Source organism: Jeotgalibacillus alimentarius (genome assembly GCF_000829445.1).
In the GTDB taxonomy this organism is placed as follows: Bacteria; Bacillota; Bacilli; order Bacillales; family Jeotgalibacillaceae; genus Jeotgalibacillus; species Jeotgalibacillus alimentarius.
Window position 1 is genome coordinate 78,093 of sequence record NZ_JXRQ01000028.1, and the last position, 21,956, is coordinate 100,048.

At 45.9% G+C, this 21,956-nt stretch carries 19 protein-coding genes; 6 read left to right on the forward strand and 13 right to left on the reverse strand.

Annotated elements, in window-relative coordinates:
* Positions 1-50 precede the first annotated feature (50 nt).
* The 6 genes from KP77_RS14780 to speE form a co-directional block, all read right to left on the reverse strand.
* Positions 51-962: a hypothetical protein gene (locus KP77_RS14780; RefSeq protein ID WP_041123517.1), complete on the reverse strand. Its 912-nt coding sequence runs from the start codon at positions 960-962 to the stop codon at positions 51-53.
* 84 nt (positions 963-1,046) lie between these two features.
* Complete coding sequence (locus KP77_RS14785) at positions 1,047-1,460, reverse strand: hypothetical protein (RefSeq protein ID WP_041123518.1); 414 nt, start codon at positions 1,458-1,460, stop codon at positions 1,047-1,049.
* Between the two features lie 86 nt (positions 1,461-1,546).
* Complete coding sequence (gene argS / locus KP77_RS14790) at positions 1,547-3,217, reverse strand: arginine--tRNA ligase (protein ID WP_041123519.1); 1,671 nt, start codon at positions 3,215-3,217, stop codon at positions 1,547-1,549.
* On the reverse strand, positions 3,214-3,645 hold the full coding sequence (locus KP77_RS14795) for a DUF1934 domain-containing protein (protein WP_041123520.1): 432 nt from the start codon (positions 3,643-3,645) through the stop codon (positions 3,214-3,216). The genes argS and KP77_RS14795 overlap by 4 nt, the downstream gene beginning before the upstream one ends.
* A 723-nt stretch (positions 3,646-4,368) precedes the next feature.
* Positions 4,369-5,241: an agmatinase gene (gene speB, locus KP77_RS14800; protein ID WP_041123521.1), complete on the reverse strand. Its 873-nt coding sequence runs from the start codon at positions 5,239-5,241 to the stop codon at positions 4,369-4,371.
* A gap of 12 nt (positions 5,242-5,253) precedes the next feature.
* On the reverse strand, positions 5,254-6,084 hold the full coding sequence (speE, locus tag KP77_RS14805) for a polyamine aminopropyltransferase (protein ID WP_041123522.1): 831 nt from the start codon (positions 6,082-6,084) through the stop codon (positions 5,254-5,256).
* A gap of 504 nt (positions 6,085-6,588) precedes the next feature.
* On the opposite strand from speE, the gene KP77_RS14810 reads away from it, so the two are divergent.
* Positions 6,589-8,640, forward strand: a complete 2,052-nt coding sequence (locus tag KP77_RS14810) for a transglycosylase domain-containing protein (RefSeq protein ID WP_041123523.1) — start codon at positions 6,589-6,591, stop codon at positions 8,638-8,640.
* 159 nt (positions 8,641-8,799) lie between these two features.
* Here KP77_RS14810 and KP77_RS14815 read toward each other — a convergent pair whose 3' ends face one another.
* Positions 8,800-9,315 carry a YwhD family protein gene (locus tag KP77_RS14815; protein ID WP_041123524.1) on the reverse strand — a complete coding sequence of 172 codons (516 nt, stop codon included), beginning with the start codon at positions 9,313-9,315 and terminating at the stop codon, positions 8,800-8,802.
* A 130-nt stretch (positions 9,316-9,445) separates the two neighbouring features.
* Between KP77_RS14815 and KP77_RS14820 the strand changes: the two genes are divergently transcribed.
* Positions 9,446-9,631 carry a 2-hydroxymuconate tautomerase gene (locus tag KP77_RS14820; protein ID WP_041123525.1) on the forward strand — a complete coding sequence of 62 codons (186 nt, stop codon included), beginning with the start codon at positions 9,446-9,448 and terminating at the stop codon, positions 9,629-9,631.
* 382 nt (positions 9,632-10,013) lie between these two features.
* Here the strand turns inward: KP77_RS14820 and KP77_RS14825 are convergent, their stop codons facing one another.
* The 5 genes from KP77_RS14825 to KP77_RS14845 form a co-directional block, all read right to left on the reverse strand.
* Complete coding sequence (locus tag KP77_RS14825; RefSeq protein ID WP_041123526.1) at positions 10,014-11,879, reverse strand: PTS fructose transporter subunit IIABC; 1,866 nt, start codon at positions 11,877-11,879, stop codon at positions 10,014-10,016.
* Positions 11,876-12,796 carry a 1-phosphofructokinase gene (gene pfkB, locus KP77_RS14830; RefSeq protein ID WP_041123527.1) on the reverse strand — a complete coding sequence of 307 codons (921 nt, stop codon included), beginning with the start codon at positions 12,794-12,796 and terminating at the stop codon, positions 11,876-11,878. Before pfkB ends, KP77_RS14825 begins: the two co-directional genes overlap by 4 nt.
* Complete coding sequence (locus KP77_RS14835; protein WP_041123528.1) at positions 12,793-13,542, reverse strand: DeoR/GlpR family DNA-binding transcription regulator; 750 nt, start codon at positions 13,540-13,542, stop codon at positions 12,793-12,795. The genes pfkB and KP77_RS14835 overlap by 4 nt, the downstream gene beginning before the upstream one ends.
* Positions 13,543-13,872: 330 nt before the next feature.
* Positions 13,873-14,376 (reverse strand): YwgA family protein, encoded by a 504-nt coding sequence (locus KP77_RS14840; RefSeq protein WP_041123529.1) that lies wholly within the window; start codon positions 14,374-14,376, stop codon positions 13,873-13,875.
* 15 nt (positions 14,377-14,391) lie between these two features.
* Positions 14,392-15,702, reverse strand: a complete 1,311-nt coding sequence (locus tag KP77_RS14845; protein ID WP_041123530.1) for an HD domain-containing protein — start codon at positions 15,700-15,702, stop codon at positions 14,392-14,394.
* 477 nt (positions 15,703-16,179) lie between these two features.
* On the opposite strand from KP77_RS14845, the gene KP77_RS14850 reads away from it, so the two are divergent.
* Positions 16,180-16,863, forward strand: coding sequence for an RsfA family transcriptional regulator (locus KP77_RS14850; RefSeq protein ID WP_041123531.1), 684 nt, complete (start codon positions 16,180-16,182; stop codon positions 16,861-16,863).
* Positions 16,864-17,064: 201 nt separating this feature from the next.
* Here KP77_RS14850 and KP77_RS14855 read toward each other — a convergent pair whose 3' ends face one another.
* Positions 17,065-17,907: a lipoate--protein ligase family protein gene (locus tag KP77_RS14855; RefSeq protein WP_041123532.1), complete on the reverse strand. Its 843-nt coding sequence runs from the start codon at positions 17,905-17,907 to the stop codon at positions 17,065-17,067.
* A 169-nt stretch (positions 17,908-18,076) separates the two neighbouring features.
* Between KP77_RS14855 and KP77_RS14860 the strand changes: the two genes are divergently transcribed.
* The 3 genes from KP77_RS14860 (at position 18,077) to KP77_RS14870 (ending at position 21,930) form a co-directional block, all read left to right on the forward strand.
* Positions 18,077-19,165: a Fe(3+) ABC transporter substrate-binding protein gene (locus KP77_RS14860; protein WP_041123533.1), complete on the forward strand. Its 1,089-nt coding sequence runs from the start codon at positions 18,077-18,079 to the stop codon at positions 19,163-19,165.
* Positions 19,166-19,573: 408 nt separating this feature from the next.
* Positions 19,574-21,214 (forward strand): ABC transporter permease, encoded by a 1,641-nt coding sequence (locus tag KP77_RS14865; RefSeq protein ID WP_235420731.1) that lies wholly within the window; start codon positions 19,574-19,576, stop codon positions 21,212-21,214.
* A 2-nt stretch (positions 21,215-21,216) separates the two neighbouring features.
* Positions 21,217-21,930 (forward strand): ABC transporter ATP-binding protein, encoded by a 714-nt coding sequence (locus tag KP77_RS14870; protein ID WP_041123534.1) that lies wholly within the window; start codon positions 21,217-21,219, stop codon positions 21,928-21,930.
* Positions 21,931-21,956: the final 26 nt, after the last annotated feature.

Below are 21,956 nucleotides of genomic sequence, written 5' to 3' on the forward strand. Positions count from 1 at the left end.
TTTGAATGGTTTGTCACGTAAAAAAACGAAGTCGGGGTCTGTCCCAGACTTCAAATCTTCATCAAATACTGTGGCGGATGACAGGCGTTAACTGTCAAATAGCTTTGCCAATCTTTTTTTGACAGCGCCCATTCAACCGGATACTGTCCCCACTCCCACGAAGGGTTCCAGTAGCCTTCTGCATGAAGCTGTTGCGCGTACCATGCTGCATTTTCTTCAGCTATATCTTCAAACTTTCCATATAAAGGTGATTGAGTATTCTTGATCAGCTGGATCGGTTGAAGTCCATATCCCTGCCACTCTTCAGGATTTTGAGTGAATTGAACGTGCTGGATGATCTTTTGAATAATCCGCCGCTGTAGATCCGGCTTCGGTGTCATCTCGGCAAGCCTGTAATAGCACTGAATTTCATGCATATCCCATTCTGTGATTTCATCTAAGCGGTTAAGGACATCTGTTTCCAGCTTTGCAGTGAATATACTATGCGGTCGGCAGCGTTGAAAATATCCGAGAACCTCCGCTGACGGATTACCCGGTGTTTTTTCAAATCCGGTTTCCCCTGCCTCATTCACGTGCCACCACGGTGCGCTCGGAACGTGATTCACTGTAACAGGTACAATTGGAAAAAGCTTTTGCTCTCCATCGTACTGTTTTTCCAGATAGTTCAGTGCCTTTGAGACCATCGGATGCTCACGACTGATCGGCAGCTGCATCAGATATTGAAGCGCAACAGTTGTTTCAAGTACTGATGAATCAATCAGCCGCCGGTCTGGCTCAAGTGCATGGCCAAACCCGCCGTCAGCATTCTGATATGATTCCAGCACACGCACCACACTTTCAGCTTTCCCCTCTCCCTGTCTGAACTGATGAAATGCCCTGTCCACTTCTCTTGCGTCACGTGATATGTATAGATTAATTGCGATTTTCTGATCTTTTGTCAGGTGTTTATTTAAAATATTCATTTCTCAACCTCCCCGTTAGGTTATTCGAGATCGATCAGACAAAATCCTTCACACGAAAAAACTCAGGATCAGTATGACCTGAGTTTACTCTTCAGTGGTGATATCGAACGTTTCCTCCTGCCTATCTCCCCACTCAACATATACTTCAATCGTATCATCAGCTGTCACATCAAAGATAAACGCTCCTAAGTTACTTGATACTTCAAAAGTCAGATCAGTCAGAGACTCGTTGTTGAATTCATAGGTCGATTTCGTTTCCTGATCCACATTACGATATCCCGCAACCACCTGACCAATGTCGTCTTCACCAAGCAGATCCGCTTCTTCTCCCTGATAGGTGATAGCGAAATCGTGCTCCACCATTTCCTGATCATCATCACTGACAAACTCAGTCATTTCAAGCGTTGCTTCCCACTGGTCTCCCTCACCTGCAAAACTCATATCAGGCTCTTCCTCTTCACCGCAGGCTGCTAACAGGAGTGATGGCTTTTGTTCCATAAAAAAACTGCCTCCTTGTGGGAGACAGTTTTTAGTAATTCGCCTTTGATCATATGAAGTATAGGGACTGTCCCCACCCTTCACTCTTACATTTGCTCAGGAGCTGCTACACCGATCAGTTTCAAGGCGTTGCTGATGGTCTGGCGTACTGCCTGAATCAGGTTCAGACGTGCTTTTGTGAGTTCAGGTGCTTCTGCATCCAGTACTTTATTCGCATTGTAGAAGCTGTGGAAGGCTGATGCGAGTTCGTTGATATACGTTGCTACGCGGTGCGGTGTGCGCATTTGAGCAGCAGTACCGACTACCTGCGGGAATTCACCAAGCTTCTTCAGCAGATCGATTTCTTTTTCAGTGCCGATTAGTGATACGTCAGCCTTGTCTGCAAAGCTGAAGCCTTGCTCTTCTCCTGAACGCAGAATGCTGCAGATACGTGCGTGCGCATACTGGGCGTAGTAAACCGGATTTTCATTCGATTGAGATACAGCAAGGTCCAGGTCAAAGTCCATATGTGAATCGCCTGAGCGCATTGCGAAGAAGTAGCGTACTGCGTCAAGGCCTACTTCATCTACAAGTTCACGCATCGTGACAGCTTTACCTGTACGTTTACTCATCTTCATTTTCTCGCCGTCTTTATAAAGCTGAACCATCTGAATGACTTCAACTTCAAGGTTCTCACGGTTATAGCCAAGCGCCTCAACAGCCGCTTTCATACGCGGAATGTAGCCGTGGTGATCAGCACCCCAGATATTAATCACTTTATCAAACCCGCGCTCGAACTTATCACGGTGATAAGCAAGGTCAGGCGTCAGGTACGTGTAAGAGCCGTCATTTTTGATCAGAACGCGGTCTTTGTCATCGCCAAGCTCTGTTGAACGGAACCATGTTGCCCCATCTTCTTCATAAATGTGGCCGTTGTCTCTCAACACTTTTAGCGCGTCATCAATCTTGCCGCTCTTATATAGAGATGTTTCAGAGAACCATACGTCAAAAGGTACGCGGAATGCTTCAAGGTCATCCTGCAATTTCTTAAGCTCAAATTTCAACCCGTATTCACGGAAAAATTCATAGCGTTCTTCTTCAGATGCATTAACATACTTATCGCCAAACTCTTCAGCAAGCGTGTTGGCAATTCCGATAATGTCAGCGCCGTGATAGCCGTCTTCAGGCATGTCCTTATCCTGGCCAAGCGCCTGGAAGTAGCGTGCTTCAACAGACAGCGCAAGATTGTGGATCTGGTTACCGGCATCATTGATATAGTATTCACGCGTCACATCATAGCCTGCTTTTGCCAAAACGTTAGACAGTGAATCTCCAACTGACGCACCGCGGGCATGTCCAAGGTGAAGGTCTCCTGTAGGGTTCGCTGATACGAACTCAACCTGCACTTTTTCACCTACGCCGGTATCTGTTTCCCCATATGCCTCACCGGCAGTCAGGATTGACGGGATCAGGTCAGTCAGATAAGCGTTATCCATGTAAAAGTTGATGAATCCAGGTCCTGCGATATCCAGTTCCTTAATAGAAGCTTTTGACTGATCGAAGTTGTCAACGATGTCCTGCGCGATCTGACGCGGTGCTTTTTTCGCTACGCGTGCAAGCTGCATCGCCATGTTCGTCGAGAAATCTCCGTTTGCCTTATCTTTCGGCGTTTCAAGCACGACTTCCGGCAGCTGATCTTCAGTTGCAAGCCCCGCTTTTAATACCGCATCCTTAATTTCCTGTTTCAGTTTTTCCTGTACATCTAATGCAATGGTCATTGCACTGCCTCCTTGTAATTAATCGTCATTTTATAATTGCCAACACTTGAACCCTGTATTTCAAGTCCGTACGTGATTTGAAAACGTCCGTCCTTTTTGCCCGGCGTATGGTGTGTGTATGCTTTTGTATTTGTTAAAAGGGAAAGTGTACCATGCTCACTTTCATAAGAGCTCATCATTTTGTCACCGCGTCTGAAAGCGAGCCGCATTTTAACCGCTCCGCTGCGCAGGATGACAGCACTGTCTTCTTCCATTTTTACAATAGTCCGGACGGTGCCTCCGTTTTGCTCTTCTTCATATTTTAAATAATCAATGTTGTTTTTTTGAATCCATTCCCCTTCAGACTCCAGGGATAGTTTTTCCTTTGAGCCATCGGGCTGCGTGATCACTGTTGTCAGGTGAATGGAGACGGGTGTTGCATTTTCCATCTTGCTCACTCCGTTTCGCTCAATTAATAACCTTTCTATTATAAGAGAGGATGTGTGTAAATTGCAATGGAAGTTGTGGGGGTTTGGGAAGAAAAATCTTATATCAGAGAGTGCGAATATGCAGCATTACTATAACAACGGTTGATCTACGTTTCAGGGGGACGCTTTCCGGACGGTGGACCGTTGTGTGGTCCGATATGGCCTCCTCGCCTTCGGCTGCGGGGTCTAAGCTTCCCTCTAATCGTCCCGGAGTCGCCCCCTTACACTTCGATCAACCTGAAGCAGGTTATAATTTGGATGATCTATACTGAACTCCTCCCTCTCAAGTGAAGAAGTGCATATAAACCAGTAATATACTTAAGTTGGCGAGTGACGCAAATAAACATTTAATATAGTAACACACCCGTGTTGAGTGCTGCGAACCGTTCATCAAGTGTTTGATGGAACCATTTGAGCGTTGTGGTCATCGGCTTCATACCCTTCTACTCTAGACAACATGTTGCTGTAAACAATTTTACTGATTCACACTCAGTTGGCCCTTTCCGTGGTGGGCGGAGACTCCCGCCCCAGGAAGGGACAGGTGAGACCCCGGAAGCGAAGCTGAGGAGGCTCACCGCCCGGGGGCAGGAAAGCGCAGCCCACCACGGAAAGGGTCAGCGGTTTTGGAAATTTACAAACTAAAAAAGAATGACCCTTTTTAAAAGAGTCATTCTCATCAATCAACTATTTCACAAACCCAAGCAGCATTTCACGCAGCATTTTACTCGCTGTGTTGGCTGTTTGTTCTGAGTGGTCATAGACTGGTGCGACTTCAACTAAGTCTGCGCCTACCACGTTAACATTTGACCCTGCGATTGCATGGATTGATGCTAGCAGTTCGCGTGATGTGATGCCGCCTGCGTCAACAGTGCCGGTGCCTGGTGCATGTGCCGGATCCAGTACGTCGATATCGATCGTTACATACACGTTGCGGCCTGCAAGTGTTGGCAGGATTTCTTTTAGCGGCTCAAGCACTTCAAATTTTGAAATATGCATGCCGTTTTCTTTTGCCCAGTCGAACTCTTCCTTCATTCCTGAACGGATCCCAAATGAGTAAACATTTTTCGGTCCGATGTGCTCAGCAATTTTACGGATTGGCGTTGAGTGTGATAGTTCTTCACCTTCATAGTCTGTGCGAAGGTCTGTGTGCGCGTCAAAATGAATGATAGCCAGATCATCATATTTTTTCGCAACAGCTTTCATGACAGGCCATGACACCAGGTGCTCTCCACCCATACCGAGTGGAAACTTACCGTCTTTTAAAAGAGAATCGATATATTCTTCAATTAAATCGATGCTTTTATAAGGATTGCCAAACGGCAGCGGAATATCGCCCGCATCGAAGTATTTTACTTCATCAAGATCTCGGTCAAGGTACGGGCTGTACTCTTCAAGTCCGATTGATACTTCACGGATGCGGGCAGGACCGAAGCGTGAACCTGGACGGTAGCTGACTGTCCAGTCCATCGGCATGCCATAGATCACTGCCTGGCTTTCATCATAGTTCGGGTGACTTTTAATAAAAACATTTCCTGAATACTGCTCATCAAATTTCACAGGGGATGCCTCCTATTCAGTTAAGTCTTTCACGAATTTCGGCAGAGCAAATGCTGCATTGTGAAGCTCTTTTGTATAATACTTCGTATCGATTTCATGGAATCTTTCTTCAGCCACTTTTAACGGATCATGCTTTTTCGATCCAAGTGTGAATGCCCACAGACCGCTTGGGTACGTTGGAATGTTCGCCGTGTAAAGACGTGTGATTGGGAAGATTTCCTTCACATCACTCATCACCTGCTTAATCAGATCTGCTTTGAACCATGGGTTATCTGACTGCGCGACGAAAATGCCGTCTTCTTTCAGCGCATTGGAAATACCTGAATAGAAGCCTTTTGTAAACAGGTTCACAGCCGGTCCTACAGGCTCAGTTGAATCAACCATGATTACATCATACTCATTTTTGCTTTCAGCAATATGCATGAAGCCGTCTCCAACGATGACTTCAACGCGCTCGTTTTCAAGGTCTCCTGCGATTTCAGGAAGGTATTTTTTCGAGTATTCGATGACTTTGCCGTCGATTTCAACAAGTGTTGCCTTCTTTACTGACGGGTGCTTCAGTACTTCACGGATCACACCGCCGTCTCCTCCGCCTACTACAAGTACGTTTTCAGGGTTTGGGTGTGTGAAAAGCGGTACGTGTGCGACCATTTCGTGGTAAACGAATTCGTCTTTTTGTGATGTCATGACCATGCCGTCAAGGAAAAGCATGTTACCCCATTCTTCTGTTTCAGCCATGTCGAGCTGCTGGAAGTCTGTTTTTTCTGTGTGGAGTGTCTTGTTGATTTTCATTGTAATGCCGAAGTTTTCTGTTTGTTTTTCTGTGAACCAGAATCCGCCCATTTTGCATTTCTCCTTTTAAATGAGATTGTCTCCAATAACCGCAGTTGATTTCCGTGGAGGGCTACGCTTTCCTGCCCCCGGGCGGTGAGCTTCCTGGGGCGGGAGTCTCCGCCCTCCACTCCAATCAACTGCTGATATGGATTCATAAAGAATGTTAATTTTTATAAGCTGTATACACTCAACCAGCATGCAAAACATGATGGCTTATTAACAATGTTTTATTTGTTACTAAGAGTGTTTTCCACCTATATCGAAAAGAAAACACACATGAGGAAAAGTATAGACTTTTTTGGGGAGATTTCAAGATGTTTTTTTGAAAGTTTGGTTCGTTTAGATGAACATTTTGGGGCGGGCTGAAGCAGTTGGGCGGCTTTTAGTTTGTTAAGGGGATCAGGAGGGATTGTGGTGCAATGGTGACGGCGTATCTGACATGGTTAAAAAGTTAAAAGATTAAATCTCTGCAGGTTTGCCCATACTACTGTTAAAAAACAGGAGGCGGGAGCGTTGGGGCGTGTTTCGCGGAGAAGACGGAGGAAGCGGGTTAGGGCGTTGCAGCTTGCTTTACTCGGACTGATTGCTTTTGTATTTCTATGGGGCGCTTCTGTCACGGTGCTGTACTTTTATGCTAAGACGACGGGGCCGCCATCGATTGCGGTGACGCAGTCCACACTGCTGTTTGACGGCGATGATCAGCTGATTGGTGAGCGGTCTTCAGGGGAGAAACGGTACTGGAAGCCGCTTGATGATATTTCACCTCTTGCTGTAAAGGCGGTCATTGCAGTGGAGGACCGAAAGTTTTATGACCATAAAGGATTTGATTTTAAAAGGATTGCGGGCGCTTTGGCTGCTGATATTAAAGCGATGGCGAAGGTGCAGGGTGCGAGTACGATCTCCCAGCAGTATGCGCGCAACCTTTATCTGACGCATGATAAGACGTGGGCACGAAAGCTGAATGAGGCATTATATACGATACGGCTTGAGTGGAATTATGAAAAAGAAGATATTCTGGAAGGTTACTTAAACACGATTTATTACGGGCACGGACGCTATGGCATTGAAGCGGCGAGTCAGTATTATTTCGGCGTGTCTTCTGAGGATCTGACGCTCGCGCAGGCGGCGATGCTTGCAGGGATTCCGAAGTCACCATCCGGCTATTCTCCGGTTGATTATTTTGATCAGGCGAAGAAGCGTCAGGAGCTGGTGCTTGGTGAGATGGTTGAAAACGGTGATATTACTGCTGAGGAAGCTGAAGCGGCAATAGATGAGAAGCTTCAGGTTACTGCTTCACCCCCTTCAGAATTTCTTGGAGCGGCACCTTATTTTCAGGAGGCTGTCTGGAAAGAGATCGAGTCGATTGATCTTGAACCTTATTATTTAAAATATGGAGGGCTCAAAATTTATACGACGCTTGATACTGAGCTGCAGACGATCGCTGATGAGGTTGTGAAAGAGAATATGCCTGCTGATACTGCCCTTGAAGTGGCATTTGCAGCAATGGATCCTGAAAGCGGTGAGGTGCGGGCGATGATTGGCGGACGCGATTTTGTAGAGACTCCTTTTAACCGTGTAACCCAGGCACTCAGACAGCCTGGTTCGACAATCAAGCCGATTTTATATACAGCTGCACTGAAAAATGGATTCACACCTGCGACAACGATGCGCAGTGAACCGACTACGTTTATTTATGATGAAGGCAGAAGCGAGTATGCGCCGCAGAACTTTAATCAGAAGTATGCGAATGACGCGATTACACTGGCTCAGGCGATTGCAATTTCAGATAATATCTATGCTGTAAAAGCGCATGAATTTCTCGGCAGTAATGCGCTGAAGGGTCAGGCTAAGCAGTTTGGCTTCAGCACGCCTGTTGATGAGGTTCCGTCTGCAGCACTTGGTACATCTGAAGCTGTCCCGCTCGAATTGTTTGGTGCTTATTCTGCTTTTGCCAACGGCGGCAAACGGGTGAAGCCGGTATTAATCAGGAAGATCGAAGCGCCTGATGGAGAAGTGATTTATCAAGCCAAAACAAAAACGAAACGGATTATGGATGAACAGGAAGCATTTGTGATGACGCACATGCTGACAGGCACATTCGACCCTGCGCTCAATGATTATTCGACTGTGACAGGGATTACCCTTTTAGATGAAAAGACGCGTGAATACGCAGCAAAATCAGGTACAACCAATACAGATCAGTGGATGGTCGGCTTCTCACCCTCTCTCACAGCTGGCGTGTGGACAGGCTATGATGATGCGAGAATGCTGACGCTCACAGAAGACAAGCAGGCGGCAAAATGGATCTGGCTGCGCTTCATGGAGCGTGCTCATGCATCGCAGCCGGAGGAATTTTTCGTCCCTCCACCCGGTGTCATAGCTGTTCAGATGGACCCGCACACCGGACTGCTGTCAGGAGAATCATGCGGCAAACGGACAGCCTACTTTACTGAAGAAACGGTGCCGCTCGAGGACTGTGACGGCAATGCTGCGCCACCGCCCGGCGAACCGGTCAGCGGACATACAGAAGATGAAAACTGGTTCGAAAAGTGGTTCCTTGAATAGCAAAATTGCATGCAAAAAAACCCGAGGTGTGCGGCCTCGGGTTTTTTCGTGTCCTAGCTACATATCCATGCAACTGTAAAATAATTTTACTCTCTTTCACGGTCACTAGCAATAATAGGTGACAGTTTTCTACAATCCGTCACATTTTGTTCACGAATGTCACTTTTCTGTTGACAGCAGTGCCTGATGAAGCTCCGGTTCAGATGCATCCCAGAAAGCTTCGTTGTGGGCTTTAAGGAAGTCTGCAAGCACCTTTTTTGATGGTTCATCCATATGATCCACGATGATTTTACGCTTCATTGATTTATCCATCAGATTTACGTGATCTGCGAGCACTTTATACCCTCTGCGCTTTTCAACGTTCACAACCATTTCACACGCAGTAACGCCCGCATAATAAGGTCCCTCAGGCTTACGGTCAATCGTCACCCAGACAAGCCAGTAATCCTTACCGCCTGCTGAATCTTCACGGTTCGTTGTAAATTTAATCCGCTTTTCCACCTTGGATCTCGCATGCATCGCACCAATATCCACTTCCGCTTCCCGCTCAGCCACATCAACAATGACAGGCGATACGTTATCAAGGCTCAGTGAACCGACACCATAGCCCCCGTGGCCATCTGTCGGATCATTTTTTATAATATTAAACCCGATATTTTTCTTCTTGTCTGACATGTATGTCCACTCCTTATAGATAAATTATATGTAAAATCAGCTTGAATCATATACAATAATAAACATCTTTAATTGTATCATATGAGGCCAATTGAAGACGATGAATACACACTGAAGGGAGATCATGAATATGCCAATCGTAACAGTGAAAATGCTTGAGGGACGCAGTGATGATCAGAAAAAGGCGCTCGCTGCCAAAGTAACGGATGCCGTTGTGGAAACAACCGGTGCCACGCCTGATAAAGTGTCAATTATTATAGAAGAAATGAAGAAGACGGACTATGCCGTTGGTGGCGTAAGAGTCAGTGACCAATAGAAAAGCGTAAGGCGCTTGGTCAGCTCCGACAGGCGTAAGATGCGGAGCGGAAAACGGGCGGTTTTGCCGTTTACCGATGCGTGACTTATGACCCGAGGAGCTAGCGCCTGAAGCTGGACAGAGAAAAGCGTAAGCAGACGATCACATCTTATAGGCACCGTGACAGAAAAAACTTCCTCAGGCTTCGCCTGAAGGAAGTTTTTTGGCGCTGTTCGCGCATAGGTCAAACATCACGAAGTGGCGAAGATTGGTTGATGAGTGGCGAACCAGCCAGATTTAACGTCGAACACCATGTGTTTTACATCGAACACGACTCGTTTACCGTCGTACAAACCATGTTTTACGCCGAACCAAAACCGAAACCAATAACCAAACTTACTCCTTACCCCACAACCGGCTTCTTCAACAATCCAACCGTAACCGCAGTCACGATCGTACCTGCAACAATCGCAATCAGATAAAGCAGCATGTTGGTCACTGCGCCTTCAAGTGTCGGGAATACGAAGATTCCGCCGTGTGGTGCGCGCAGTGCAAGGTCAAACCATAGTGTCAGACCACCTGCGACTGCAGATCCAGCTACTGCTGAAGGAATCACGCGGAGCGGATCGGCTGCTGCGAATGGAATTGCACCTTCAGTGATAAAGAATGCACCAAGGAAGTATGCTGAAACCCCTGTTTTACGCTCCTGCTCATTGAACTTTTTACGGAAAAGTGTTGTGGCAAGTGCCATTCCAAGCGGCGGCACCATTCCTCCGGCCATCACTGCTGCCTGCGGGCCGAACTGTCCGTCTGCAGCAACTGCAAGCGCGAATGCATAAGCTGCTTTATTAATCGGACCACCCATATCAATCGCCATCATTCCGCCAAGAAGCAGACCAAGCAACGCAAGGTTACCTGTACCAAGTCCGCCTAACCAGTCAATGATACCCTGGTTAATTGCGCTAAGAGGCTGAACTGCCCAATACATAATCAGTCCTGTAATTAAGATACCGAACAATGGATAAATCAGAACCGGTTTTAAACCGTTAAACACCTGCGGTAGATTTGCAAAAACACGTTTTAAGCCAAGGACTAAGTAACCTGCAAGGAAGCCGGCGATGATCCCGCCAAGGAAACCTGCGTTACTTGAAGCTGCCATCAGACCACCGACCATACCCGGTGCAAAACCTGGGCGATCAGCAATACTCATTGCGATAAAGGCTGCAAGAACCGGAATAATCAACGCAAATGCATTATCGCCACCAATGTAACTTAAAATGTCACCAATCGGTGAGCGCTCACCAGTAACCTGATTTTCAAACATAAAGGATAGTGCAATCAGAATACCTCCACCAACGATAAACGGAAGCATATTCGATACACCGTTCATTAAGTGCTTATAGACACCTGAACGGCCTTTTGCCTGACCTTCCTCTTTCTTTTCACCAGATCCGCCGCTGCCCTGATAAACAGGTGCATCCTGCTTGATTGCACGATTGATCAGCGTTTCAGTTTTACGGATGCCGTCAGTAACCGGCACTTCGATGACACGCTTCCCTTTAAAACGCTCCATCTCTACGTTCGTATCAGCTGCCACGATTATCGCTACAGCATTTTCAATCTCTTCCGCCGTGAGCACGTTTTTGGCGCCGTCTGAACCGTTTGTTTCAACTTTAATTGGTACATTCATTTCTTTTGCTTTATTTTTCAGCGCATCTGCTGCCATATACGTGTGTGCAATCCCTGTCGGACAGGCAGTTACAGCCAGGATCTGACCCTGCACATCACCAGTTGACTGCTCTTCTTCCGCTTCCTCTTCTTCAAAGCTTGAAATCAGCGCAATCACGTCATCTTCCGTTTTTGCATCAAGAAGTCCCTGCTTCACTTCATCTTTTAACAGCAATACTGATAAACGGCTGAGCGCCTGTAAATGTGTGTCATTTGCCCCTTCAGTTGCAGCAATCATAAATACCAAGTGTGCTGGCTGACCGTCAAGCGACTCATAGTCAAGCCCTTCAACAGAGCGCCCAAATGCGATCGCCGGCTCTTTTACCGCCTTCGTCTTCGCGTGTGGAATGGCAACACCTTCACCAATTCCAGTTGTTGTCTGATCTTCACGTGCCTGGATTGCTTCACGATACGCTTTTGCGTCATTCAGCTTCCCTGCGCGGTCTAACAGGCTCACCATTTCATCAATCGTGCCCTGCTTTTCCTTTGATTTCAGATTCAGATTAATCGTATGTTTTGTCAGTAAATCAGTAATCTTCATTGTGCTAACCCCCTTATTTGTACCAGTGGCAAGTAGTGATAAATGTCTTCTTTTACAGCAAGTCCTTCTGAAAATGCGGTTGCTGCGCCGCATGCCATACTGAGTGCAAATGACTCTTTGACAGATAAGCCTTTTTCAAGCCCTGCCAGAAATCCCGCGACAGATGAATCGCCCGCACCCACGCTGTTCAGTAACTCACCCTTTGGCGGCGTTGCGATCCAGGTATCATCCTTCGTAAATAAAACTGCTCCATCCCCGGCCATAGACACCATCAGATATTCGATGTCGTGTTGACTGTAAAAGTCACGGCCGTACTGAACTGCTTCTTCCACTGTGTGAATGTTACAGCCAATGTATCCGCCCAGTTCTTTGTGATTCGGTTTAATCAGTGTAAGCGGCGTCCTGAGCGCCGGCTCTAGAAGGGATTTCTCTGAATCAATCACTATCTGCATCCCGTTCTGATGTGCAGCTTCTGCAAGCTTCCCATATAAATCCCGCTCCACACTCGAGGGAATACTGCCTGCAAGCACCAGCGTGTCACCATTTCCATAACGGCTGACGAGGCTGATCAATTCATTCACTTTTTCCGGTGAAATCACAGGTCCTGCTGCATTGATTTCCGTTTCATCATCCGTTTTCAGCTTAATATTGATTCTCGAATGATCGTCAACGTGTATAAAATCTGCTTTAATGTCTTTTTCTGATAACGTATCTTCAATAAAATGTCCGCTGAATCCGCCTGTAAATCCTGTAGCCGTGCTTGAAACATCAAGCTCCTTCAGCACCTGGGAAACATTGATCCCTTTCCCGCCGGCATAAAAAGCTGTCTGATCCGTCCTATTTAAGTTGCCTTCACTGAACTTCTCAAGACGCACTACATAATCCACTGACGGATTCAGTGTTACTGTTAAAATCATATTTCCACCTCTTTTACACTGGTCTGATCTTTATAAAGTGCAGCGTTCTCTTCAAGTGTTTCCGTAATCAGAACCGCTTCATTCAATTCACCAAACCGTGCGAATGCAATTTCACCAATCTTTTCTGAATCCGCCAGCACAAAAGCTTCTCTTGCCAGACTCATCGCCGCAGCTTTCACCTGTGCTTCTTCAGGGTCAGGCGTTGTATAACCCGACTCATAATGCACACCATTTGTCCCCATGAACGCCTTATCAAACCGATAGCCATTCAAAGAATCAATCGCCCCTCTGCCAATCAGCGCATTTGTCTTCGGTTTAACAAGGCCGCCAGTCAGATAAGTACGAATTCCTTTTTTCATCAGTGCTTCTATATGCATCAGCCCATTCGTCACAACAATGATCTCCTGATCCGGTAAATACGGAATCATATGACTTGTCGTCGAACCGGCATCAATAAAGATACAGTCACCTTCTTCAACCAATCGTGCAGCTTCCTGAGCAATCCGCTGTTTTTGATGAAGGTTTTTGACCGATTTTTCTCCCATTCCAGGCTCATCCATTTTGCGTTCCATTCTTCTGGCCCCGCCGTGAATTCTTTTAATGAACTTCTTTTTTTCAAGTTCAGTCAAATCACGCCTGATCGTTGACTCCGATGCACCGGTAATGTCGATAAGCTCCTGAATCTTAACCGTTTCAAACGATTTCAGTTTCGCTAAAATAATGGAATAGCGCTCTTCAGTCAGCATCTCCATTCTCCTTTTCATGTTGTTTGTAAGTTCATTATAAAGAGAACGCTTACATAAATCAATCATTTTCTTTTAAAAACATTCATAAACGTTCATTTGTGATTTCGGAGGGGGTGCGTATGGGTCAAATGACATGAAGTGGCGAAGTTCAGTCGTTGAGCGTCGAACAAGCGGTGCTGTACATCGAACCCGTTATATTTCCCGCCGAACCCACGCTATTTCCCACTGAACACCACTTGCTATAAGCCGAACCAACAACCAACTCCCAACGCGCAGTCCCGCCCACCACAAAACAAAAACCCCTCCGCCAAAACGGAGAGGTTCACTTTTTTAAGAAAAATCCTTCAAATGCGCTATGTATGACAAAGCTTCCTGGAATTCTTCTTCAGTATAATTCTGTTTTTCTTTTACTTTCTTTACTTTCTCAATGCATTCCGCTTCTTCTAAGGTGTCGAAGTACAGAATGGTTGAGACAAGCTCGAGAAATCTTGAGGATTGCTGGTTGAGATCAGTCAGGAATGGTTCGAGTTCTGCTGATGGTGCTTCTGTCTGTGAAGCGAGAAAGTCTCTTCCTTCATCTGTGATCTCGTAGCGGTACTGGTAATAGCCGCTTTTTTTCTCATTAAATTCTTTTAAAAACCCCATATTGCAAAGCTCTTCCACTCTGAGCGTCAGTTCTTCAGAGTACGGCCCGAAGAAATGGAATTGGTACTTTTCGTGAAAAGCATAGTTGTGTTTCTTGGCGATAAAAATGATCTTCTGCAGCTTTTTTCTGCCGACAATTTCATCAACTGCTGAAAATGCCTGCATGAGCCGGGCGTGATCCTTCATCATTGACTTTCTCCCCTTTTAGCGTTCTGTTACCCCGAGGATATCGAGGATTTTCTGCTTTGTTTCTTTATGCGTCGAATCATCCAGCAGACAGTCTTTTGGATAATATAATTTATGGTCTGTTCTTCTTTTCCCTGAAATCGCGTCTACAATCTCAGATTGACGGGAAAGTTCTTTTATTTCTCCGCCGGGCATTAACAGATGGATTGGCACTCTTTCTTCTTCTTCGCCAGGCCGGTAGAAATCATACGGCAGATCAGATGATGAGTCAACTACCAGATAATAGTCCGGATCGAGTTCAGCCTCTTTAAATAGCTGTTCAAGCTGATTTAATTTTTTATATTCCTTTGAAGGATCAAATTCCACATATTTGAACAGCCTGCGCTGCATAAAACGGTCGCACAGGTCTCTTAATATCGGATCCTTCTCATCTTCCCACATTTGAAAATAGTAAGTCACTACGGATTCATCGAGGTTCAGATAATCCTTCAGCGTCACATTACCTGTGAACATGGATTTAAAATGACGCGGCTCATAGGCAAATTCATACCCCTGACTGCTGAGTTCCTTCGCGCGGTGAAGAATTTTCGTCAAAATGACCTCTGAACTTCTTGTAACCGGATGAAAATAGACCTGCCAGTACATCTGATAGCGGCTCATGATGTAGTCTTCCACCGCGTGCATCCCGCTTGATTTGATGACGACCTGATCGTCAAGCGGTCTGAGTACGCGCAGGATTCTTTCCATATCAAAGTGGCCATAGCTGACGCCGGTAAAATAAGCGTCCCGCTGCAGATAATCCATACGATCCGCATCAATCTGACTTGAGATCAGGCTGATAACCTGCTTGTTTTCATACGTTTTGGCAATTACATCTGCCACCTTTTGCGGAAAGTCAGGTTCCACCTTTGTCAGCACACGGTTTACCTCTGTCTGCCCAAGGATAATTTCCTGCGTAAAGTTCTCATGATCAAGATCAAACACTTTTTCAAATGAATGTGAGAACGGACCGTGCCCAAGGTCGTGCAGAAGCGCGGCGCACAGACACAGCAGGCGTTCACTGTGATCCCACTCCGGACGGGACGCGAATACATCATCCACAATCCTGCGAACGATTTCATATACACCCAGCGAGTGATTAAAGCGGCTGTGTTCAGCTCCGTGAAAGGTTAAATAGGTTGTGCCAAGCTGACGGATTCTTCTGAGGCGCTGGAATTCACGCGTCCCGACGAGATCCCAGATGACCTGGTCTCTTACATGTATGTAGCGGTGGACGGGGTCTTTGAATACCTTTTCCTCAGCGAGTTTTTGAAGCGCGTACGTCGTCATGTCTGTCCCTCATCTCTTTCGTTATCTATGATTATAACTGGTTATTTTTTCACTTCACGACTTGACAAATTTCAACCTTTTTTAAAAGGCGGCGTCTCAGTTTTTGAGACGGAAAATTTATTTAAAAGTCTATATTAAAGTCCAATGTTGTATTTGCACAGCTGGTGATTGCAGCGGAAGGGGGACGACTCCAGCAGGAGCAGCGTGACAGGTGAGACCCCGCAGACGCGCAGCGTCGAGGAGGTCCGATTGAACCGGAGCCAAAAGACGGCTCATGCGGAAAGCGTTCCCCCTGCAGCGGAAATCAACAGCCAAATTTGACAGAGCCATTTAAAAAGAAGCTGTTAGTGAAACTTTACCGATTCTGCTGATTCATTTCAACAATCGCACTTTCCGTTTTTTTCATACTGCATGTATAAAACTTTATAACCCGGGAGAAAATGATAGCAGAAAGATTCAAAGATTGGAGTGACAAGGATGAAAAATCGTCAGGATGCCTGGATGGAAGAGGATGATCTGCTGCTGGCAGATACAGTGCTTCGGCACGTCAGAGAAGGAAGTACACAGCTCAATGCGTTTGAGGAGGCCGGCGATAAACTTGACCGGACATCCGCTGCATGCGGGTTCAGATGGAATGCAGTTGTGCGCAGTCAGTTCGAACAGGCTTTAAGTCTTGCAAAAAAACAAAGAAAGCAGCGGAATAGACTGCTCGGCAAGGATCACTCAGGCAAGAAAAAAGTATTATACAAGCCTGACTTCTCAGTTCCGGAAGGGTTTGAGCACGAAGAACCTGTGACTGTTAATGAAGAGATTGCAGAAGAAAGCACACCTGCTTTTGCGCAGCCTGCCCCAACAAAGCGCGTCTCAGAATTAACATTAAGCGCCGTCATTGCCTACCTGCAGCAGCTCGACCGCAACGGCTCACTGCTGCAATCTGACAGGCTCTCATCAGAAGTGAAAGTCTGGCAGGAAAAGTACCGCGCACTCGAAAAGAAAGTTGCGTATCTGGAAGAGCGCGAGTCTGCCATGAAAGAAGATTACGACACACTCATGCAGATTATGAACCGTGCGCGAAAGCTTGTATTGTTCAATGAAGAAGCACAGCCGAATACTTTTAAGATGGACCGGAATGGGAACTTGGAGAAGGTTGCGGAGCACTGATAGACATAAAAAACTTCCTCAGGCTTCGCCTGCAGGAAGTTTTTTTGCGCTGTCGCGCACAGGTCAAATATCACGAAGTGGCGAAGTTTAGTTGTTAAGTAGCGAACCGGGGGTGTTATCCGTCGAACCAATTGTATTTCCCGACGAACTCACTTTATTTCCCATCAAACACCACCTGCCGTACGCCGAACCATCCCGGCCCTAATCCCTAAGCACACTCTCATTCCGCTTCACAACACGGTCATAATAAGCTGCATACAAATCAAGTTCTTCTCCATTCAATGAACCCGCGACCAGTTCACCGCTCACTGCCTTTAACGCGTTTAGAAAGTGCAGCATGCCGTCCTGGACAGTGAGTTCTGCTCCGAACAGTTCTGAGAGGGAGGCCATATCTTCAGGATGAATCTCCGGATAGCTGAATTTCGTTTCCTCCCCCTGCACTGCCTGATCATAAAAACGCTTCAGCAACGCGGCACGCTCTGACCCGCTGCCGTTCATGCAGAGGTAAATCTGTACAGCAATCCCGCCGCGCAGGCGCCGTTGGGAGATACCAGCGAATTTTCTGCCGCCAATGCTGAGATCGTAACTTCCCGGGCAGTATGAGTGAACAATTTCACGCGCTTCAATCTCCTGTCCGAAGTCAGCAAACATTTCTTTTACCAGCGCGAACATCGCATCATATCCGCTGTTAATATCGATGCCTTTATCTTTTTCTGAAAATACGAGTGAAATATTTAATACGCCTTCATCAAGCACCACTGCCAGACCGCCTGAATTGCGGACGATATAGCGCCAGCCTTCTTCTTCAAGAAGTGCCAGTCCTTTTTCCAGGTGCGGTGTACGGGCGTCCTGTGTACCGAGTACAATCGTGCGGTGATGCACCCATGACCTGGCCGTTGCAGGTGCTTCCCCGCTCCCAGAGGATGCACAGAGCGTATCATCCATTGCAAATGACTGCAGCGCTTCAAATGACGGTCCCATACTTGACTGGTCGATGATTCTCCATAGCGGCTGTTTTAATAAGGTTAATCCCTGATCTTCCATTGTTTCTGATTCTCCTCTTGTTACTGGCTGAAAAAATTATATCATACAAAAAACATGCAAATGTTCAAACTTATTTTGAAAACCTATTGACGTGAGAATGATTATCATTATAATTTAAATAGTATTGATAATCATTTTCAATTAATTCTACTCAGAAGGAGTGTACATCATGAAAAAGGCATGGTACTTATTTGGTTTAGCTCTGATCCTTGCAATCTTAACAGCTTGCGGTAATTCAGGGGATGAGGAAACAACTACTGAAGAAAACGATTCTTCAGACGATTCAGCAGCTACTGAGGAATCAGCTGGGGAAGTTAATCTTTATACGGGACGTCATTACGAAACGGACCAGGCATTATATGATCAGTTTACAGAAGAAACAGGTATTGAAGTGAATGTGATTCAGGGTAAAGATGACGAGTTAATCGCACGTCTTGAGCGTGAAGGCGTTGCTTCAGAAGCTGACGTATTCATGACTGCTGATGCAGGACGTCTGCACCGCGCGAAAGATCTTGAACTGCTTCAACCAATTGAAAGTGATACATTAAATGAAAATATTCCGGAAAACCTTCGTGACACTGATAACCAGTGGTACGGACTGACAAAGCGTGCGCGTGTCATCGTATATGATCCGGAAAAAGTTGACGCTGAAGAAATCCAGACTTACGAGTCACTAGCTGAAGAAAATATGGCTGGCAGAGTGCTGATCCGCTCTTCTGAAAACATTTATAATCAGTCACTAGTCGCTTCAATGATCGCGCTTGAAGGCGAAGAAGCTGCTAAAGAATGGTCTGAAGGAATTGTGAACAACATGGCACGCGACCCTGAAGGCGGAGACCGTGACCAGGCAAAAGGAATTGCTGCAGGTGAAGGTGATGTTGCAGTTATGAACACTTACTACCTTGGCCAGATGCTGAATTCTGAAGATGAAGAAGAAGTGAAAGTTGCTGAAGGTCTTGAAATTGTATTCCCTAACCAGGATACAACTGGTACACACGTTAACATCAGTGGTGCCGGCGTAACGGCAAGCAGCAAGAACACAGAAAACGCTCAGAAATTCATCGAGTTCCTTTCTTCCGAAGAAGCTCAGGCAGAATTTTCTGAGGCAAACTATGAATACCCTGCAAACGCTAATGTAGAAGCTTCAGAACTTCTTCAAAGCTGGGGCGAGTTCAAAGAGCAGGATATTAACCTGACTGAACTTGGTGAAAACAATGCACGTGCCCTTCAGATTATGAATGAAGTCGGCTGGAAATAATATTATGAGAGCTGTGTCGCCTGTTTCAGGTGATGCAGCTTTTTTTGTATCACCTTTTGCGTGATATCCATCGCCTTTTTACGCATTTAACTCATCTTTTTGTTTTTTCACTCGCTGAAGCCTGATCCCCTGATTTTTACGTCATCTCTGGCAGTTTATCTATCACCTCCACATTTTTTTCAGTCACCTTTTCGTTTTTTCGCTAACCACCACCCCCGCTACACGCACCTCTCCCCCACACGCAATTTGTCTAATTTTTGACACAACACGCAACCCGGCCGCCGCCAATTCCTGCTAAATAAGCGTTTTCAACTATACAAATCAAATGAGAACTGTTATCATTATCAGGGAACGATTGCAAGCTTTTTGTTTGTACATTGAATTGCAGATTTTAAGGACGTGTCCAGCTTGAAGGTGTTTCGAAAAATACCAGGTTATCTGAATATCTGGTCACTCTTAAGCTTAATCATCGTTATTCTGATTTTGCTTCCAAACTTAACAATATTAATTAATTTTTTTACTGAAAAAGCAGAGAACTGGGCGCATATCCAGGAATTTATTCTGCCTGACCTGCTGAAAAATACGGGTCTGATTATGCTTTTTACCGGATTGTTCGCCATTTTAGTCGGCACCAGCCTGGCCTGGCTCGTATCAGCTTACGACTTTCCGATGAAGAAATTTTTTAAATGGGCGCTGATTTTACCGCTCGCGATTCCACCGTTTATTGCAGGATATACGTATAACGGAATCCTCGATTACACAGGTGTGATCCAGACAACGCTCAGAAACAACTGGGATATTACAGTGAACCAGTCGTATTTCAATATCCTGAACCTGCCTGGCGCAGTGTTTATTTTCACCATGTTTCTTTTTCCTTATGTGTATACGATTACGCGCGCGTTTTTAGCCCACCAGTCAGCATCACTCGTTGAAAATGCCCGTCTGCTCGGCCGGAATTCATGGGAGATTTATTTTAAAGTAGTCCTTCCAATTTCCCGCGGTGCGATCGTCGGCGGCGTCAGTCTGGTACTGCTTGAAGTGTTAAATGATTACGGACTCGTACAATATTTCGGCGTCCCGACATTCAGTACCGCCATTTTCCAGACGTGGTTTGGCATGAATGACCTGAATTCAGCGATCAAGCTTGCAGCTACACTGATGTTTATTGTGTTTGCGATTCTGATTCTTGAAAAAGTGATGCGCGGACGAAAAAAATACAGTTCTACAACTGCAAAGTCCAGACCGCTGAAACCAATTAAGCTGAAAGGGTCAAAAGCATGGATTGCATTCAGCTACTGCCTGCTCATTTTCATGCTTGCCTTTTTAATTCCATTCATCCAAATGATTGACTGGATGTTCCTGACTTACGAGAAGATTGCTTCACCTGAATTTACATCACTGATTTCCAACTCAGTGCTCGTTTCGTTTATCGGGGCAGCGCTTGTAATGGTATTTGCGGTTATTATCGCGAACTTTGCCAGAATGCATCAGAGCTTTATTTCAAAGTCGGCAGCGCGGGTTACAATTTTGGGCTACTCGATCCCCGGTGCTGTCATTGCAGTCGGGATCAGCACGATTTTCATTGATCTTGATAAATGGCTGTTCGCCTTTTATGAAGCAGTCGGTATGGAGCCTTCATTGTTCCTGAGCACGAGCTTATTCATCCTGATCTCAGCATATATCATCCGCTTCCTTGCGATCGGATATAATTCAGTTGAAGCCGGTTTTGATAAGATCGGAAATAAATATACTGAAGCATCAAGAATGTTAGGTCTGAACCTGACGAAGACATTTTTTAAAGTAGACCTGCGTATGATTAAAGTTCCGCTGATCAGCGGTTTTATCCTGGTCTTTATTGATATTTTAAAAGAACTTCCGTTAACCTTGATTTTACGGCCATTTAACTTTGACACTTTAGCCACTAAAGCTTACCAGTACGCGAGTGATGAACAGATTCATGAAGCATCACTTGCTTCTATATTAATTGTTGTCATCAGCGGTATTGCGATCTATATCTTCCATCAAGTTTTAGAAAAGGAGCCGAATTGATTATGTTCGTAGAAATCAAAGATCTGTGCTTTTGTTATGGAAAAACGAAAACAAATACAATTAACCATTTTCATTTAGAAATCGAGCAGGGTGAAATTATTTCGATCCAGGGGGATAGCGGCAGCGGCAAAAGTACGGTGCTTCGCCTGCTTTGCGGCCTTGAAGTCCCTTCTAAAGGAAAAATTTCAATAGATGGTGCAGTGATGACTGATGACCGCCGTTTTGTCCTTCCTGAAAAGCGCGGTATCGGAATGGTGTTCCAGGATTATGCCCTGTTCCCACATATGACGGTGCTTGAAAACATTCAATTCGGCCTGAAAAAGTTCAGCCGCAGCGAACGTAAGCAGCGCGCTGATGAAGTACTTGAGCTTGTGAATATGACAGCTTACGGCAAGCGTTACCCGCATGAATTAAGCGGTGGACAGCAGCAGCGTATCGCACTCGCACGTGCACTCGCACCTAAGCCGTCACTACTATTGCTTGATGAGCCTTTCAGTAACCTTGATGCAGGCCTGCAGATTAAGATCCGCAGTGAGCTGAGAGAGATCATTAAAAAAACAGGCATCACGTCAATCTTTGTCTCTCATGACTTAGAGGATTCAAAAGCCATCGCAGACCGTATCGTGACCATGCGCGACGGCGCAGCGCACGACTGGGAGTCGATCTGTACGACAAAGAAAGAACAGCCGGAGCTTCAGCTGGTTGAAATGAAATAGAGTGGTTAGCAGCGGAGACTTTTGTC